This is a genomic window from Sphingobium salicis subsp. salicis, from assembly GCF_049472635.1.
GTDB lineage: Bacteria > Pseudomonadota > Alphaproteobacteria > Sphingomonadales > Sphingomonadaceae > Sphingobium > Sphingobium yanoikuyae_A.
In genome coordinates this window covers 1,632,486-1,650,773 of sequence record NZ_JAYRCS010000001.1, presented here as the reverse complement: position 1 = coordinate 1,650,773, position 18,288 = coordinate 1,632,486, and the positions used below count along the sequence as shown (strand labels likewise).

The 18,288-nt window shown below is 65.2% G+C and carries 12 protein-coding genes; 8 read left to right on the top strand and 4 right to left on the bottom strand.

Annotated features, from left to right (window positions below):
• Positions 1–115 precede the first annotated feature (115 nt).
• Both VHN57_RS07775 and VHN57_RS07770 read left to right on the top strand, forming a co-directional pair.
• Positions 116–2,320: a TonB-dependent siderophore receptor gene (locus VHN57_RS07775; protein WP_278985228.1), complete on the top strand. Its 2,205-nt coding sequence runs from the start codon at positions 116–118 to the stop codon at positions 2,318–2,320.
• 17 nt (positions 2,321–2,337) lie between these two features.
• Positions 2,338–4,146: a M14 family metallopeptidase gene (locus tag VHN57_RS07770; RefSeq protein WP_278985226.1), complete on the top strand. Its 1,809-nt coding sequence runs from the start codon at positions 2,338–2,340 to the stop codon at positions 4,144–4,146.
• Between the two features lie 43 nt (positions 4,147–4,189).
• On the opposite strand, the gene VHN57_RS07765 is transcribed toward VHN57_RS07770, so the two are convergent.
• From VHN57_RS07765 to VHN57_RS07755, 3 genes are all read right to left on the bottom strand, one after another.
• The gene (locus tag VHN57_RS07765) at positions 4,190–6,310 is read right to left on the bottom strand and encodes a TonB-dependent receptor (RefSeq protein WP_278985224.1); all 2,121 of its coding nucleotides are present in this window, start codon (positions 6,308–6,310) and stop codon (positions 4,190–4,192) included.
• Between the two features lie 153 nt (positions 6,311–6,463).
• Positions 6,464–7,780 carry a sigma-54-dependent transcriptional regulator gene (locus VHN57_RS07760; RefSeq protein ID WP_278985222.1) on the bottom strand — a complete coding sequence of 439 codons (1,317 nt, stop codon included), beginning with the start codon at positions 7,778–7,780 and terminating at the stop codon, positions 6,464–6,466.
• Complete coding sequence (locus VHN57_RS07755; protein ID WP_278985220.1) at positions 7,777–9,534, bottom strand: sensor histidine kinase; 1,758 nt, start codon at positions 9,532–9,534, stop codon at positions 7,777–7,779. Before VHN57_RS07755 ends, VHN57_RS07760 begins: the two co-directional genes overlap by 4 nt.
• Before the next feature lie 256 nt (positions 9,535–9,790).
• On the opposite strand from VHN57_RS07755, the gene VHN57_RS07750 reads away from it, so the two are divergent.
• The 3 genes from VHN57_RS07750 (at position 9,791) to mqo (ending at position 14,447) form a co-directional block, all read left to right on the top strand.
• The gene (locus VHN57_RS07750; RefSeq protein ID WP_278985218.1) at positions 9,791–11,131 is read left to right on the top strand and encodes a dicarboxylate/amino acid:cation symporter; all 1,341 of its coding nucleotides are present in this window, start codon (positions 9,791–9,793) and stop codon (positions 11,129–11,131) included.
• 12 nt (positions 11,132–11,143) lie between these two features.
• Entirely contained in the window at positions 11,144–12,625 is a 1,482-nt protein-coding gene (locus tag VHN57_RS07745; RefSeq protein WP_278985217.1) for an alginate export family protein, read from the top strand.
• A gap of 97 nt (positions 12,626–12,722) precedes the next feature.
• Positions 12,723–14,447, top strand: a complete 1,725-nt coding sequence (gene mqo, locus VHN57_RS07740) for a malate dehydrogenase (quinone) (protein ID WP_278985216.1) — start codon at positions 12,723–12,725, stop codon at positions 14,445–14,447.
• Between the two features lie 57 nt (positions 14,448–14,504).
• Here the strand turns inward: mqo and VHN57_RS07735 are convergent, their stop codons facing one another.
• Positions 14,505–15,239, bottom strand: a complete 735-nt coding sequence (locus VHN57_RS07735) for an SDR family NAD(P)-dependent oxidoreductase (RefSeq protein ID WP_423283393.1) — start codon at positions 15,237–15,239, stop codon at positions 14,505–14,507.
• A gap of 136 nt (positions 15,240–15,375) precedes the next feature.
• Between VHN57_RS07735 and VHN57_RS07730 the strand changes: the two genes are divergently transcribed.
• From VHN57_RS07730 to VHN57_RS07720, 3 genes are read left to right on the top strand one after another with little or no spacing between them, the layout of a single operon-like run.
• The gene (locus tag VHN57_RS07730) at positions 15,376–16,281 is read left to right on the top strand and encodes a dihydrodipicolinate synthase family protein (protein WP_278985212.1); all 906 of its coding nucleotides are present in this window, start codon (positions 15,376–15,378) and stop codon (positions 16,279–16,281) included.
• Positions 16,282–16,295: 14 nt separating this feature from the next.
• Positions 16,296–17,471: a mandelate racemase/muconate lactonizing enzyme family protein gene (locus VHN57_RS07725; RefSeq protein ID WP_278985210.1), complete on the top strand. Its 1,176-nt coding sequence runs from the start codon at positions 16,296–16,298 to the stop codon at positions 17,469–17,471.
• A 46-nt stretch (positions 17,472–17,517) separates the two neighbouring features.
• Positions 17,518–18,240, top strand: coding sequence for an IclR family transcriptional regulator (locus VHN57_RS07720; protein ID WP_004207194.1), 723 nt, complete (start codon positions 17,518–17,520; stop codon positions 18,238–18,240).
• Positions 18,241–18,288: the final 48 nt, after the last annotated feature.

The window sequence follows — 18,288 nt, the reverse complement described above, 5'->3', positions numbered from 1 at the left end:
GGCGATGCAGCAATCTGTCAATGAAATAATATAACATTTCCATTGACGGGTGCGACGAGCCTACCCTAGGGGCAGCGGCGGATGAGATTTCGTCTCATTTCATTCAGGGGAAAATATGTCGATCCAGTTCCTGCGGCGCGCCTGCGCTGCGCCCGTCCGTTCCCGTCGCTTCCATCACATCGCCCGCGCGCTGCCGCTGGCCGCTGTCCTGGCCTGGCTTCCAGCCCAGGCGCAGACCGGCGACGCGGTTCATCATGTGCCGGAGGGCGAGGGGGCCATTACGGTCGACGGCGTGCGTCAGGCCTATCGCGGCGATTTCTCCGTGAAGGAAATTCCCCAGGCCATCACCGAGATCGACGCGGAAACGCTGCAGCAGAATAATATTCTGCGCCTGACCGACGCGCTGGACATGAATGCCTCGGTCGCGCGCCAGAATACGCTGGGTGGGCTGTGGGACAGCTTTGCCATTCGCGGCTTTGCCGGCGATGAAAATCTGCCGAGCGGCTATCTGGTCAATGGCTTCAATGCAGGGCGCGGCTTTGGCGGCCAGCGTGACGTGGCCGGGATCGAGCGGGTCGAGGTGCTGAAAGGTCCGGCGGCGGCGCTGATCGGGCGCGGCGAGCCGGGCGGCACGATCAACCTCGTCACCAAGCAGGCCGAAATCGGCCGGACCTTCGGCACGGGCACGCTGCAATATGGCAGCTATGATCGGTTCCGCGCTGACGCCGACGCCAATCTGGCGCTGACCGATGGCATCACCGCACGGCTGATCGGCTATTATGAGAAGGGCGACACGTTCCGCGATTATGTGTCTCAAAAGCGCTGGGGCTTCCTGCCCTCGATCGGCGTTGCGCTGGGCGACCGGACGCGGCTTACCTATGATTTCGAATGGACCCGTGTCGAAGTGCCGTTCGATCGCGGCATCGTCGTCCTGAACAATGATTTCAACACCGTGCCACGTTCGCGCTTCCTGGGCGAGCCGGGGGATGGCGACACGGTGGCGCGTGCCACCGGCCACCAGTTGCGGCTCGACCATCAGTTCAATGACGACTGGAGCCTGCTGGTCGGGGCCAGCCATCGCGACACGCTGTTGACCGGCTTCTCGTCCGACGCCGAGCAAACCGCATCGCGCCAGAAGCTCTATGTCGATGGCCATTCCCTATCGCGCCAGCGCCGCTCGCGCCGCTATGATGCGGAACATAGCGTGGTCCGCGCCGAAGTCGCCGGCAAGTTCGAGACCGGATCGCTGCGCCATCGGGTGCTGATCGGCGGCGATTTCGACCAGTTCGAATATGATAATTATTTCACCCGCTATCGCCCGCCGGCGCTGAGCAGCAATCCGAGCGACCAGGCCGGCTATGTCATCGACATCGACAATCCGGTCTATGGCCAATATCCGCTGCCTGCGACGTCGGTGCTGACCAATCGTCTGGATACGCAGCGCAGCTTCGGCTTCTATGTGCAGGACCAGATCGAACTGACTGATCGACTGCAGATCCGCATCGGCGGTCGCTATGACAATCTGACGCTGAAGGTCGATAACCGCGTGCTTGCGGAGGCCAATCGTTACAATAGCCGCAAATATGAGCGGTTCAGCCCGCAGGCCGGCATCGTCTATGACCTCAGCGATCCGATCACCCTCTATGCCGCCTATGGCCAGGGCTATCGCGCCAATGTCGGCGCGGATTTCTTCAACAATATCTTCGACCCGGAAACGAGTGATTCGATCGAGGCTGGCGTCAAGCTGACCGCGCTCGGCGGCGCCTTGACCGGCACCCTGTCCGTCTATCAGCTGACCAAGGACAATGTGCTGGCCAGCGACAATAATAATCCCGGCTTTTCCGTCGCGATCGGCAAGGCGCGGAGCCGCGGCATCGAACTGGACGTGAACGGCCATCTGCCCGGCGACATCGATATCCTGCTGAGCTACGCCTATACCGATGCCGAAGCGCGGGAGGCGGTGAACGATCCCAATTTCGCCACCCAGATCCTGCCGGGCGACAGGCTGATCAACATTCCCGACCATAATCTCAACATTCAGGTCGCCAAGCATTTCGAACTGGCCGGGCGCGGGGCGCAATTGGGCGCGGGCATGCAATATGTCGGCGAACGGCTGGGCGAGACGGGCACGGACTTCACCCTGCCGTCGCACACCCTGTTTCGTCTGTTCGGTAGCGTCGATGTGATCGAGGGTGTCGAGCTGTTCGGGACGATCAGCAACCTGTTCGACGAGACATGGTATGCCAGCAGCTATAGCTCGGTCTGGGTGCAGCCGGGCACGCCGCGCACCGCCACCGTCGGCGTGCGCGCCCGCTTCTGAGCCGGAAGGATAGAGACATGAGCAAGAGGATGACGCATCTTCTGGGCGCCGCCGCTTTGTGTGTTGCTGGCACCGCCATTGCGCAGCAGCCGACTGAGGCGCTGCTGCCGGGGCTGCCCGCTTCGGTGCTGCCGCCAACACTGCCCTGGTCGGGGGCGAGCGAAAAGCTGGTGGTCGGCAAGGATGATCCCTGGATCACGCCGGCCGAGCAGGCAGGCTTTGCCACCACGCCGCGCTATGATGAGGTTACGGCCTGGTTGAAGCGTCTGGATGCGGCCTCGCCCCTCATCAGCCTCGAAACCTTCGGCCGCACGGGCGAAGGGCGCGACATGCTGCTGGTGCGCGCCAGCAAGGGCGGGCCGGGCAAGCCGGTCGTGCTGGTGCAGGCGGGCATCCATGCAGGCGAGATCGATGGCAAGGATGCGGGCCTCATGCTGCTGAGGGACATCGCGCTGCGCGGCAAGGACGGGCTGCTCGACAAGGTCGATCTGGTGTTCGTGCCGGTCTATAATATCGACGGGCATGAGAAGATGAGCCGCTGGAACTTCCCGGCGCTGAGCGGCCCGGCGGAGAAAGGCTATGTCGGCAATAGCCGCAACATCAACCTGAACCGCGACTATGCAAAAGCGGACGCGCCCGAAAGCCGGGCGATGATCGGCCTGCTGCGTCGGCTGGACCCGATCCTCTATGTCGATTGCCATGTCAGCGACGGCTTCGACATGCAATATGACATCACATTCACCTATGCCGGCTGGGGCCGCTATGCCTATCATCGCGCCACCGCCGACTGGCTGCAGGGCCGTTTCGGACCGAGCGTGACGGCGGCGCTGGAAAAGGCCGGGCATGTCCCCACCATCTATCCCAGCCCGATCGACACGCGGGAGCCGACAAAGGGCATCCGCCAGGCGCCCGAAGGACCGCGCTATTCGACCGGCTATGGCGACTTCATCGGGGTGCCGACCGTGCTGGTCGAAAACCACATGATGAAGCCCTATCGCCAGCGGGTGCTGGGCACCTATGTCCTGCTGGAGGCGGCGCTGAAGCTGGCCGGACAGGATGCCGGAGCGATTGCGCAGGCGAAGGCCAGCGACCGGGCATCGCGCCCCGCCGAAATGCTGACCCGGTGGAAACCCGCTGCGCAGCCGATCGGCTGGGTCGAACGGTTCAAGGGCATCGCCTTCGACACCTATGTCTCGCCCGCGAGTGGGCGCAGGGAGCAGAAATGGCTGGGCCGCCCGGTCGACTGGCGGATGCCGATCATCGGTCAGGAACCGGTCGAGACGGTGCGCCTGCCCAAGGCATGGTGGATGCCAGCTGGGCAGGCCGAGGTGATCGACCGGCTGACATTGCATGGCATCCGTTTTGAGGTGCTGGACGCGCCGCGCACGCTGACGCTCGATCGGGTGCGGCTGGTGGACCCGCAGTCGATGTCGGTGCGTGATGCGCGTATCCCGCTGGACACGAAGTTGCGGCACGAGACTGTGACCGAAACGCTGCCAGCCGGCACGGTGCGCGTGCCTGCCGATCAGCCGCTGGGCCTTTTGGCGGCAGCGCTGCTGGAGCCGGAAAGCCAGGACAGTTTCCTTGCCTGGGGCTTCTTCCCGGAGATATTGGCGGCGCCTTCTGGGGCGGAGGATTTCGTCCGGGCACCAATCGCGGAAGCGCTGCTGGCCGCCGATCCGCAGCTTCGCGCAGAGTTCGAGGCGAAACTGGCCGCTGATGCTACATTTGCGGCCGATGGCGACGCGCGGCTCGACTGGCTTTCGGCCCGGCTGCCCGATCGCAGCCCCTATCATCATCTCTATCCGGTGCTCAGGGAGAACTGAGCCCGATGAACCGGGGCGGTCGACCCGCCCCGGTTCTTCCACATCAGAAGCTGACCCGCGCGGTCACGCGGATGTCGCGGCCGGTGAGCGGGGCATAGTCCTTGAGGAAGGACGAGGCCCGGCGGGCGACCACATCGAAGATGTTGTTGGCCGACAGGGCGAAGCTGAGCGGACGTTCCTTGCCCCAGGGGCGAACATTCAACTCGGCATTGACCATGGTGTAGCCGGGCGTCGTGGTCTCGAACTCGGCGACCCGGTCCTGCTTGCTGACACGCTCGACTTCGCCGCGCAGGTCGAACTTGGTCGCTTGATAGGCCAGGCCACCGAGCAGACGGAGCGGGGGAATGCGCGGCGCCGGCCCGACGCTCTTCACATTGGCATGGACATAGTCGGCCAGGCCATCCGCGACGATCTTGCCGTCGCCTAGCTTGGCCAGGGTCAGCGATCCCTGCACCTCGAAGCCATAATAGCGGGCGTCTGCCTGGTTGAAGGCATAGACGGGCAGGCCATCTTCTTCCTCGCCGGTCAGATCCTCATAGATGAAGTTCGAGAACCAGGTGTGATAGGCCGACGCCTCGAAGCTGTAATTGTCGCCGCTGCCGCGCAGGATCGCCTCGACGCTGTTGGCCTTTTCCAGATTGAAGTCGGGATTGCCGACCTCATAGGCCTGGGTGCCGGCATGGGGACCGTTGGCGAACAATTCTTCAGCCGCCGGCGCGCGTTCGGTGTGCGACAGGTTGAGGCCGATGCGCCAGCTGTCGGTCAGGCCATAGGAGGCGCCGACCGAGCCGGAGAAGGCGTCGAAGCTGCGCTTGCCGGCGAAGAACTGCTCCTGATCCTCAAGCGGATTGGCGGTCAGGCTGGTATGTTCGTAGCGGCCGCCCAGCTCGAACTTGAGCGCGCCATAATCGAGCTGCTGCAGGGTGAAGACGCCGACCTGGGTGGTCGAATTTTTCGGCAGGAAGGCTTCCTCGCCGATCACGTTGAAATCGCGGTTGAACAGTTGCACGCCGGTCGCGCCGCGCCAGGCGCCATGCTTGGCCTGGGTCAGTTCCAGCCTGGCTTCCATGCCCTTGCTGAAGAAGGCCGTGCCGACCGAGCCATCTTCCTCCAGTTCGGCATGGGTATAGTCGGCATAGCCCAGACGCAGCGAAATCTTGTCCAGCACATTGCCGTCGCCATTCACTTCGGCGCGCAGGTTGACGCTGTCCTGCTTCATGCTGAGGCGCGGGGCTTCCTGCTCGTCGCCCTGCTGGGTCGCGAAGCGGATCGGCACGCCATAGAGGCTGTCATAATGGTCGTAGGAAATGCCGATATTGCCGGTGTCGCCGATATAGGCGATGCCGCCGCCGGCGGTCCAGGTCTTGGCCGCCGAATTGGGCAGCTTGCCCTTGACCGCAGCGTTGCCGGCAAAGTCGATCGCTTCCTCGCCTTCTTCCGCCGGTTCGGCGGGAAGCAGGCTCGACGCCAGCGCTTCGGCACGCAGTGCTGGCGTCAGCGCATGGCCGCCGATGCGGACATCGTCGCTCTTGAGATAGCTGCCATCGGCATGGGCAACCCAACCGCCCGACAGGGGGACATCGACCGAGGCCGCGCCTGAACGCTCGTCTGCGGCCGAACCATAGGTGCCGATCGCATCGACATGGACCGGCTCATCCGGGATGGCCGTGGGGATACGCTTGTCGATCACGTTGACGACGCCACCGATCGCCGACGATCCGTAGAGCAGCGACTGCGGCCCACGCAGCACCTCGATCCGTTCGGCGAGCAGCGGATTCACGACCACGGCATGATCGACCGAGGTGTTGGACACGTCGACGGTCGACAGGCTGTTGGTCAGCATCTTGACGCGTTCGCCCTGCAGGCCGCGCAATACCGGGCGCGACGCGCTGGGGCCGAAGGAGGTGGCGGATACGCCAGGCTGATGCTCCAGCGTCTCGCCGATCGACGGGCGGATCGCCTGGGTCAGATCCCTGCCCTCGACCACGGCGACGCTGGACAGCATGTCCTGGCGGCGGGTCGGCAATATGCCGGTGACGATGATGTCGGAACGGGTGGCCTGATGATAGCCGTCGGCGGCGTCATCCGATGCGGTTTGCGCATGGGCGACCGTCGAAATGCCGAGAACGGCAAGCGCGCAGCCGGCGAGAAACTGGAATTGCATGGACTTGGATCCCCCGAGGTGGATGGAGCGACATTATTCTGACCTCCACGCCCTGCTCGGTCGCGCTGGAGGCTGCCCCGCCTCTGTAAAAACATGTCCATGATGTTACAACATATCAAACATTACATTTCTGTCATGTGGCCGAAGCCCTATCTATCCATCCAGCCCGCGCAGTTTCCGCAGGTCGATGCCCAGCCGTCGGACCCGATAATAGAAGGTCTTGCGCGGCAGGCCGAGGCGCTCGATCGCCTGGCCCATGTCGCCGCCGGTCGCCTGGATCGCCTCGATGATCGCCATGCGCTCGAACGCATCCATGCGCGCGTCGAGCGGCAGCGTCGCGCCATCGGCAACCGTTTCCTGCTCCAGTCCCAGCGCCAGCCGTTCGGCCAGCCGCCCCAGTTCATGGACATTGCCGGGCCAGTCATGGTCCAGCAGATGGGCCAGCACCGCGCGGCTGACCGGCGGCACCGCGCGGCGGAAGCGGCGGGCGGCGGCATCGAGCAGATGGGCGAAGATCAGTGGAATATCCTCGCGCCGTTCGCGCAGCGGCGGGATGTGCAGCCGCACCGCCGCCAGCCGATAAAGCAGCGCCGGCTGGATCGCCGCCGCCTGGCCCTGCTGCGTCATGCAGCCGATCACGCGCAGGTCCACTGGCTGGGGTTCGCGCGCACCGACCGGGCGGACCAGCCGATCCTCCAGAAACTGGATCAGATGCGCCTGCAGCGCCGGACCGGACTGGTCGACATCGTCCAGGAACAAGGTGCCCTGATGCGCGCGGGCCAGCCGCCCTTCGAGCGGCGCGCGCCCGGCCAGGCTTTCGCCATGCAGGCTGGTCTCGGCGATCGCATCGGGCACGGCGGCGCAGGCGATGCTGACGAACTGGGCGCTGGCGCGGCGGCTGCGCTGATGGATCATGCGCGCGACCAGTTCCTTGCCGGTGCCGGTCTCGCCCTCGACCAATATGTCGATATTGGTGTCGGCCAGGGTCGCCACCATGTCGCGCAGCCGCTCGATTGCCGGAGAATGGCCGATAAGCGGGGAGGCGACGGCGGTATCGACCATTGCGCGCAGGCGGCGGTTCTCGATCACCAGCAGCCTTTTCTCGCTCGCCCGCGCGACCGACGCCAGCAACGCGTCGGGATCAAAGGGCTTGGTCAGGAAGTCCCAAGCGCCGGCCTTGAGCGCATCCACCGCCATCGGCACATCGCCATGGCCGGTGACCAGGATGACCGGCAGTTCCGCGTCGCGGGCATGGAGCGCCCGGAACAGGTCGATGCCCGACATGTGCGGCATCCGCACGTCGCTGACCACCACGCCGGGAAAGTCCGCATCGATCGCCGCCAGCGCATCGGCGGCGCGGGCGAAGGCGCGCACCTCATGGCCCGCCAGCGTCAGCGTCTGCGCCATGGCGGCGCGCAAATCATCATCATCGTCGACCAGGGCGATCGGACGCGGGGGCATATCGGTCACGCGCGTTGCAGACTCAGCTGGAAATGGGCACCGGCTTCACTGGGCAGCAGGCGCAGCGATCCGCCCATGTCGGCCATGATGTCGCTGGCGATGACGAGGCCGAGCCCGAGGCCCGATGGGCGGCTGGTGACGAAGGGGGTGAAAAGCTGGCCCTGCACCGACGGATCGATGCCCGGCCCATTGTCGATCACCGACAGCAGCACCGTCTCCGCATCCAGCGCGACCGACAGGCGGATGGCGGGCGCGGCCACGCCCTCCAGTGCTTCGAGCGCATTTTGCAGCAGGTTGACAAGCACCTGCTCCAGCCGGATCGTGTCGGCCATCACGCGCAGGTCGTCAGGCAGGTCGGGCAGTTGCAGGTCGACCCGCGCCAGCCGCGATTTGAGGATCAGCACGCTGCCCTCGATCGGCCCGGCCAGCGGAATGGCGTCGATCGCGCCGGTCGCCTTGCGCGAAAAACCGCGCAGCTCGGCCGTGACCTTGCCGATCCGGTCGGTCAGCCGCTCGATCGCCGCCATATTCTCGGCCGCCGCCTCGCTATCACCGCGCTCGATCAGCAGCCGGCCATTGGCGGCATAGCTGCGGATCGCGGCGACGGGCTGGGCGGTTTCATGGGCGATGCCGGCGGTGATCTGGCCCAGCGATGCCAGGCGATTGGCCTGGCGCAGCCCCTCGCGCAGCGTGTCGGCGCGCGTCTCGCTGGCGGCGCGTTCCTCCATCTCGCGGCGTAACTCATGGGTGCGGGCGGTGACCATCGCCTCCAGTTCGCTGGTGCGGGCGGCGGCCATGGCGGCCCGTTCGGCGCGGCGATGGGCGCGCTCGCGCAATATCCAGATGCCGCCCGCAAGCAGCAGCAGCAGCAAGAGGGTCGCCAGCCGCACCGTGCGCACGAAGCTTTCCACGCCATGCAGCGGCGTCAGCATGTTGAGCTGCCAGCCCGGTTCGCCGGCCGCGACCGATTGCCACAGCAGGCGGCGGCGCGGTTCGTCGGCGGGGCTGACGATCTGCCGGCCATCGGCATCGCCCATGCCCCTGAGCGGCACTGGCAGCAGCGAGCCGCGGCCGGACTGCAATTCGGCGCGGAAGCGCTGCTTGGCCTGCGCCGAGAGCGGATGGATGGTGGTGAAGCGCCAGTCGGGGCGGCTGGTGATCAGGATGATGCCCTCGCGACTGGTGATGAAGGTGATCTCGCCCAGCCGCGCCCATTGCTGCTCGATCCCGTCAAATTCCAGCTTCACCACGACATAGCCGCCGCCGCGCGATCGCCGCGACAGATACATGCCGGGCCGCTCGCTGATCGTGCCGAGCGCGAATTGCGCGCCCGATCCATGGGCGGCGGCGAGCTTGAAATAGTTGCGGAAGGAATAGTCCTGGCCGACGAAGCTGCGTTCGCTGCCCCAGTTGCTCGATGCGACGGTGCGGCCGGATGCGTCGAGCACATAGATCTGCGCTGCGCCGGTGGTGCGGGCCAGTGCCTGCAGCTTGCGGTCGAGCGCCCGCAGGGCGGCCTGTGATCCGGTAAGGCCGGCGACCAGGTCGCTGTCATCGGACAGGGCGATGGGCAACAGCCGGAACCGCTCGATCTCGCTCTTGAGATAGGCCTGGCGCAGGATCGCGGCGCCGCGCGTCTCCGCGCTCAGCCGGGCGACGGCATTGCGCTCGGCGACCTCGCCCGACAGCCAGAGCAGGCCGCCGGCCACGCCCAGGAATAGGGCGATCCACAGGATCCGAGTCGGGAAGCGGGCGCTGTCCATGCCCCTGCATATCGCGCCGGCAGGCTATGTGCAAATTTTGGCACATCGCGCGATATTGGTGAGCAATTATATGCACTAAATGAACTGGCCGCAGGCATGGAAATCGTATCAATATATTGAAATATAATGATTTAATTTCATTCCTCCTGCAATTTGTCGCGCATGGCTGACGGCTCGATACTGGTCCCCTCAATTCCCGACCCGCCCAACCAAGAAGGCGGGAAGGCTTTTGGCGAGGGCCAGAAAGATAACTGTCATGCAGATTTCCGATTTCCCCGACGCGCCGGTCGCCCGGCGTCCCTGGTATCTTCATCTCTATGCGCAGGTGCTGCTGGCGATCATCGCCGGTGTGGCGCTCGGCCATTTTGCGCCGCATCTGGGGGAGGCGATGAAGCCGGTCGGCGACGCCTTCATCAAGGCGGTGAAGATGGTCATCGCCCCGGTCATCTTCCTGACGATCGTCACCGGCATTGCCGGCATGCGCGACATCGCCAGCGTCGGCCGGGTCGCGGGCAAGGCCTTCGCCTATTTCCTGTTCTTCTCCACCCTGGCGCTGGTCGTCGGCATGATCGTCGCCAATGTGGTGCGGCCGGGCGCGGGCCTCAACATCGACCCCGCCACGCTCGACGCCAGCAAGGTCAGCGAATATGCGGAAAAGGCGCATGACAGCACACTGACCGCCTTTCTGACCGGCATCATCCCCGACAGTTTCCTATCTGCCTTCGTCAGCGGCAATATCCTTCAGGTGCTGTTCGTCGCGATCCTGTTCGGGGTTGCGCTGGCGCTGATCGGCGATCGCGGCGCGCGCGTGCTCGACCTGCTGGACGATGTCTCGACCGCCGTGTTCAAGCTGGTCGCCATCGTCATGAAGGCCGCGCCCGTCGGTGCGTTCGGCGCCATGGCCTTCACCATCGGCAAATATGGCGTCGGCACGCTCGCCAATCTCGCCTTCCTGGTCGGCACCTTCTACCTCACCTCGGCACTGTTCGTGGTCGTGATCCTGGGTCTGGTCGCCCGCGCCGCGGGTTTCTCGATCTTCGGCCTGATCCGTTACCTGAAGACCGAATTGCTGCTGGTGCTGGGCACCTCCTCGTCGGAAAGCGCGCTGCCGGCGCTGATCGAGAAGATGGAGCGGGCGGGCTGCCCCAAGTCGATCGTCGGCCTGGTCGTGCCGACCGGCTACAGCTTCAACCTCGACGGCACCAATATCTACATGACATTGGCCGCGCTGTTCATCGCGCAGGCCACCGGCGTCGACCTGTCGATCGGCGACCAGATCCTGCTCCTGGGCGTCGCCATGCTCTCGTCCAAGGGCGCGGCGGGCGTGACCGGCGCGGGCTTCATCACGCTGGCGGCGACCCTCTCCATCGTCCCCTCCGTGCCGGTCGCCGGCATGGCCCTGATCCTGGGCGTCGACCGCTTCATGAGCGAATGCCGCAGCCTCACCAACTTCATCGGCAATGCGGTGGCGACGGTCGTCGTGTCGCGTTGGGAAGGGAAGCTGGATCAGGCGCAATTGCAGGCCGCGATGCGGGGCGAGGGCGGGGCGCCATCCCCGGCCGAGCCGGCGTTCGCCAGCGCCGTCCCGGCGGAATGAGGCGCAGCCACCATGGTTCGTTTCCCCTGCGCGGCCGCGCGCCGCCCCATCGCCGTTTCCGCTCTCACCCTTGCCACCCTGCTCGCCACGCCAGCATGGGCCGACGACATGCCCGCTGAACCCGCCAGCCTCTATCCCGCCGATGCCGTCGGTGAAGGATCGGTATCGGGCGGCTATGCCCTGTCGCGCTGGGCGGAGGACTGGCGCAGCAAGGCCGATCCGCAGCAGCGCGATGACCTGTTCGATCGCCTCAAATATCTGCCGCTCGACAATGACGGCGACATCTATCTGACGCTCAGCGGCGAGGCGCGGGTGCGGGTCAATTACACGACCAACCTCAACCTGCGGAACGCCGGCAGCCAGCGGCAGGACATCAACCGACTGGTCGCTGGCGCCGACCTGCATGTCGGGCCGCATCTGCGCTTCTATGGCGAGATCGCCCATGGCGGCATTTCCGGCGACAATATCGGCACTCCGTCGGGATCACTGCGCAATGATCTGGTGCTGCTCCAGTCCTTCGCCGAACTGAAGGGGCGGCTCGCCGGCATGGACCTGGGCCTGCGTTATGGGCGCCAGGAATTTACCGACGGCCCCAATCTGCTGACGTCGCAGCGCGACAACAACACGATCCGCTATGCGCTGAACGGCGTGCGGGCCTGGGCGCGGACAGGATCGCTGCGCATCGATGCCTTCGATTTCAAGCCGACCGCGCTGGGCAATGGTGGCATCGACGATGACAAGGTCGAGCAGGGGCGGCGCTTCTCCGGCTTCACCGCCGGCATCCGGATCCCGGAAAAGGCACTGGGCGGATCGGAACTCTATCTCGATCCCTTCTTCTGGCGGTTGCGCACCAGCGAAGCGCTATGGGGCGGCGTGACCGGCCGAGTCGAGCGCTTCTATGCCGGCGCGCGCCTGTGGGGGGAGGTCGGCCCGGTCAATCTCGACTGGACCGTCAACCACCAGTTCGGCGATTTCGACGGGCGCGACATCAGCGCCTGGCAGCTTTTCTTCAACCAGAGCTACAAACTGCCCGGCGACCTGCCGATGGGGCCGCGCATCGGCTTCCACGCCGATTATGCGAGCGGCGGCGGCACGTTCGAGGGGGGCACGCTGAAGGCCGCCTACGCCCCCTTCGGCAACAATATCTATTACAGCTACCAGCTGTGCATGACGCCGACCAACCTCAAGACGCTGGCGCCCAGTCTGACCCTGTCGCCGCTCAAGGGGGTGAAGGCGACGATGGAATATCAGTTCGCCTGGCGCGCCGATGAAAATGATGCGGTCTATCGCGCCAACAAGTCGATCTTCGCCGGCACCCAATCGGTTACCGGTCACAAGATCGGCGAATCCATCCGTGCGCAGATCACATGGTCGATCACGCCGCGCCTGTCCTTTGTCGGGCGCTACGAGCATCTGGATGCAGGACCGGTGCTTAGCCGTGCTGGCTATGGCAACAGCGATTATCTGGCCGGCTGGCTGAGCTTCCGTTTCTGAAGGTGGATGGGGTGGTGCGCATGACCTGACGGACAAGATTGGCGAACGCGCATCCGGCCGCCCGGCCCCTTTCCACGCAGATTTGGAACCCACGATCATGATATCCTCCTCCAGTCCGGCGGCATCGCGCCGCCGGCCCCTGTTCAAGAAGATCCTCCTTACCCTCGCCATCCTCCTCCTGGTGCTGGCGATCGCCGCCGCCGCATTCCTGTTCCGTCCCATGGCCTCGCCCGCTGGCAAGGCGGCCGCCAATGACCAGCCGGTCGATGTGCTGGTGATCGGCGGCGGCATCATGGGCGTGACGCTGGCCACCTATCTCCAGGAGATGGAGCCGGACTGGCGGATCGACATCTATGAGCGGATGGACAAGGTCGCGCAGGAAAGCTCCAATGGCTGGAACAATGCGGGCACCGGCCATTCGGGCTTTGCCGAGCTGAACTATACGCCGGAGAAGGACGACGGATCGATCGCGACCGAAAAGGCCGTGGACATCGCCGAGCAGTTCGAGATTTCGCGCCAGTTCTGGTCGCATGAGGTCAAGCAGGGCCGCCTGCCCAAGCCGACCGACTTCATCAACCCGACGCCGCATATGAGCTTCGTCTGGGGGGACGACAATATCGCCTATCTGCACAAGCGCCGCGACGCGCTGGTCAAGAACCCGCTCTTCTACGGCATGCAATATTCGCAGGATCCCGCACAGATCCGCCGCTGGGCGCCGCTGGTGATGGAAGGCCGCGACCCGAAGCAGAAGGTGGCGGCAACGTTCATGCCGCTTGGAACCGATGTCAATTTCGGTGTCATCACCACCCAGCTGACCCAGGCGCTGACCCGCAATCCCAATTTCCACCTGCAGCTTGGCCATGAAGTGCGCGGCCTGCATCAGAATGCGGACAAGACCTGGAACGTCACCGTCCATGACCTCAAGAAGAACAGCGATGCCGTGGTGAAGGCGAAGTTCGTCTTCATCGGCGCGGGCGGTGCCTCGCTCAAGCTGCTGCAGATGTCGGGCATTCCGGAATCGAAAAACTATGCCGGCTTCCCGGTCGGCGGCCAGTTCCTGGCGTTCGAGGGGCCGGCCGCGACCAGCCGTCACAATGTGAAGGTCTATGGCAAGGCGGAGGCCGGATCGCCGCCCATGTCGGTGCCGCATCTCGACGCGCGCAAACTGGATGGCAAATCGGTGACCCTGTTCGGTCCGTTCGCGCTGCAGAGCACGAAATTCCTGAAAAATGGCTCGTCGCTCGATCTCTTCGCCTCCATCTACAAGAATAATGTCGGCGGCATGATGAAGGTCGGCGCGGAAAATCTGGATCTGGTCCGCTATCTGGCGCAGCAGGCGACGTTGACCGATGCCGAGCGGCAGGCCGAACTGGTCAAATATTATCCCAATGCCAAGCGCGGCGACTGGAAGCTGATCACCGCGGGCCAGCGCGTCCAGGTGATCAAATATGATCCCAAGAAGGGCACGGTGCTGCAGTTCGGGACCGAGATCGTCACCGACAAGGATGCCAGCATCGCCGCGCTGCTGGGCGCCTCGCCCGGCGCCTCGACCTCGCCGGCGATCATGCTGGAAGTCATGCGCCGCGCCTTCCCGCAGCAGATGGCGACCAGCTGGAAGCCCAAGGTGGCGGCGATGGTGCCCTCCTATGGGCAGAAGCTCAACGCCAGCCCGGACCTCACCAACCGCATCCGTCGCATGACCAGCCAGACTTTGGGCCTGCCTTATGTCGAGGTGCCGGCGAGCCTGAATGGTGCGATGCCCGATGCCGGCGCCAAATTGCCGGCGAAGCGCAACCTCAATTCGGAACAGCAGGCGCTGTAACGACCGGACAGGGGAGGGGCTGGCGCGCGATCGCCAGCCTGTTCCCTGTCCCTCAGCCTATCGGCGGGTGATGCCGGCGCCGCCATCCACCGGGAACACGCCACCGGTGATCCAGGCGGCTTCATCGGACGCGAGGAACAGCACCAGGTTCGCCACATCCTCGACCGTGCCGAGCCGGCCTAGCGGATGGCGCAGGATGTTGGCGGCCAGTGCGGCCGCCGGATCGGGCTGTCGGTCGAAGGAGGCGCGCAGCATTGCCGTGTCGATCGAGGCCGGGGCGACGCAATTGGCGCGCAGACCGTCGGCCGCGACGTCCAGCGCAAAGCCCTTCATGAAGGTTTCGAGGCCGCCCTTCGACGCGGCATAGGCGGCCAGGCTGGGCGCGCCCATGCGGGCATTGATCGAGGAAATGAAGACGAAATTGCCCCGGCCCGCGTCCTGCATGGCGGGGGCGAAGGCCTGGACCAGGCGGACTGCGCCACCGACATTCACGTCATAGATCGCATTGAAGGCTTGCGGTGAGGAGGCGAAGATGTCCGCCTGTTCGGTCGCGGCGCCGGCATGGACGATGATGTCCGGCGGCCCAAGCCGTGCCAGCAGGTCGGCCGCGCCCTGCGCAATGCCGGCGTCGTCGGCCAGGTCGCACATCCATGCCTCGTCCCCCGCATCGGGGGCGATCCGGTCCATCGCGACGACATGGGCGCCCTCCGCCTTGAAGCGGACGCAAATGGCCGCGCCGATGCCGCCGGCGGCACCGGTGACGAGGGCGATCTTACCGGACAGGCGGGGCATATCTTCTCCATTCGTATTTATAAAAGCAACATATCATCTGGCGATTCACTCGCAATGGCATAATTCTGACAATGTCAGATTGACGTGTTGCTAAATGAGCGATAATTGATGCGGAAACAGGAGAGGAAGGGGTTCCATGAAGGTCAGTGGCGTATATCCGGTTCTGCCCACGCCGTTCGATGCGTCGGGCGCTATCGACGATAGCGGCATGGATGCGATTGTCGATTTCGTCGTCGATTGCGGTGTCGACGGCGCAGTCTTTCCGGGCCTCGCCAGCGAATATGACATGCTCTCTCTCGATGAGCGGATCGGCCTGATCGGCCGGATCGCTGCGCGTATCGATGGCCGCATCGGCTTCATCATCGGCGCATCCAGCCCGGACGTCGACGAAAGCCTGGCGCTGATCCGTGCGGGCAAGGAAGCGGGGGCCGCTGGCGCGATGGTGATGACGCCGGGCGCGCTGGCCGGCGACAATGACGCGCTCGCCGCCCATTATCGCACGCTCGGCGAGATCGGCCTGCCGTTGATGCTGCAAAATGCGCCCCGACCGATGGGGGCGGGCCTGAGCGCCGAGGATGTCATCGCCGTCGTCGGTGCCGTCCCCGCCATCCACTGGGTCAAGGAAGAGAATATGCCCTGCGGCCAGCGGATCAGTGCGATCCGCGCCGCCGCGCCCGATCATCTGCTGGGCGTGTTCGGCGGTGCCGGTGGACGTTACATCACCGACGAACTGGCGCGCGGCGCGATCGGCACCATGCCGGCGGCCGAACTGCCCGAAGCGCATGTCGCGCTGATGGCCGCCCATCTGGCCGGCGACGGCGACGCGGTACGCACCCATTATGAACGGATGCTGCCGCTGCTGATGATGCAGGCAGTGTTCCGCTGGCGCCTGACCAAGGAAGTGTTGCGCCGCCGCGGCCTGATCGTAGACGCCTTCACCCGCGCGCCCGGCCCGGAACTGGACGAGGGCGACCAGCGCGAGCTTGACCGCATCCTTGCGCGGATCGACGATTGGACCGGTATCGGCGTGGTGCAGGGCTGAAGGATATGGGCGCGATGGATGATGTGATCGAGCGGCTGGACGTCTTCACCGTCACCATACCTCGCGATGTGCCCTATCTGGGCGCATTGGGGCCGGGCGAGGAAGTCAACGCGGCCGGCTATATCGTCCGGCGCCGCAATGGCACCATCTATCCGACGGTCGACCGATCGGTGGTGGTGCGTGTCACCAGTCGGTCGGGACTGGTCGGCTGGGGCGAGACCTATGGCCTGGTCGCGCCGGGGGCGATCCACGAACTGGTCGACGATGTCGTCGCGCCGATCCTGGTCGGCCGATCTGCCCATGATGTCGAGGTGATCTGGGAAGATCTTTACGACCTGATGCGGGTGCGCGGCTATCAGGGCGGTTTCTGGCTGGACGCGATGGCTGCGGTCGACATCGCCCTGTGGGACATTCATGCCCGCGCCGTCGACCTGCCGCTCTGCCGCATGCTGGGCGGCCAGCGGCGCGAGACCATTCCAGCCTATGTCTCCGGCCTGCCCGAACCGACATTGGAGGCGCGCTGCGCGCTGGCGAAGCGCTTCGTCGACCAGGGGTTCGACGCGATCAAGTTCGCCGGCGTGGTCAGCTTCGACGGGATCGAGGCGGAGGCGCGGGCCTTGCGCGCGGCGATCGGCCCGGACGTCAAGCTGATGGTGGATCTTCACTGGATGTATTCGGCGGCCGAGGCAGTGGCGCTCATCCGCCGGCTGGAACCGCATGACCTTTATTTCGCCGAGGCGCCGGTCAAGCCCGAGGATGTGGCGGGGCTGGCCGATGTCGCCGCCCGCGTCGCGACGCCGATCGCGGCGGGCGAGGAATGGCGCAGCGTGTTCGACGCCCGGCCAAGACTGGAAGCGCGCGCGGTATCGATCGTGCAGCCCGAAATGGGCCATACCGGCATCACCCAGTTCATGCGCATCGCTCGTCTGGCCGAGGCCCATCATGTCCGGGTGATGCCGCATGCGACCATCGGCGTCGGCATCTTCGCGGCGGCCAGCCTGCATGCCGCCGCGGCGGTGCGCGACCTGCCCTATCATGAATATCAGCATTCGATCCTGCCGCGTTCGGCGCAATTGCTCGACGGGCGCCTGTCCTGCACGGCCGGCGCCTTTGCCCTGCCCGAAGGACCGGGGCTGGGGGTGGCGCCGAACGCGGCCTTCTGGAACCATGTAACGCGGGGGCGGCAATGAGATATCTGGGCTGGCTAAACGCCATGGTCGGACGCTAGAAACGGCCATGCGCACGAAAATCAACGCCCAGCCCAACCAGAGCCTGATCGATGGGATCACCACGCTTCAGGCGCTCGCTTCCTCGCCCGAGCCGATCGGCTGCCGCGAACTGGCGCGACAGCTGGATTCCGATCCGACCAAGATCAACCGCCTGCTCAAGACGCTGGCCTATCTGGGCATCGCGCGACAGACTGCGAACCGCAAATATACCGCTGGGCCGGGCATGCATGTGCTGGCGGCGCAGAGCCTGTTCGCGTCGGGCCTGATCCGTCGCGCCCTGCCGGAGCTGGAGCAACTCCGTCGCTACGGTCATACGGTGGCGATGGGCGTGCTGTGGAATGACAGCGTCTCCTATCTCTTCCACGCCCCGCCGGGGATCGAAGCGTCGCGCGGCCTGGGCCGTATCGGCCTGTTGCCCGCGACGACCAGCGGCATCGGCATCGCCCTGCTCGCGGAACTGGAGGATGCGGATGTGCGCGAGCTGTATGAAGGGCGCGACATTCCGATGTTCCCGGACGGCATCGACAGCCTGCTCGCCAAGCTGAGCGAGGTTCGTGCGCTGGGCTATGCACGCGTCCATGTGGCGGATGAGCGCGACCATCATATCGTGTCCGTCTCGATGGGCGATCCGGTCCATGCCGGCATCGCCATGTCCGGCTGGATTCCTGAGGGGGCGACGGCACCGCTGGTCGAGGCCCTGCGCGAGGCGGCGCAGCGCATCGGGGAGTAAGCGTTGCTTCATGTGATACACATATGGCGTGCTATTGATTTTATTCCG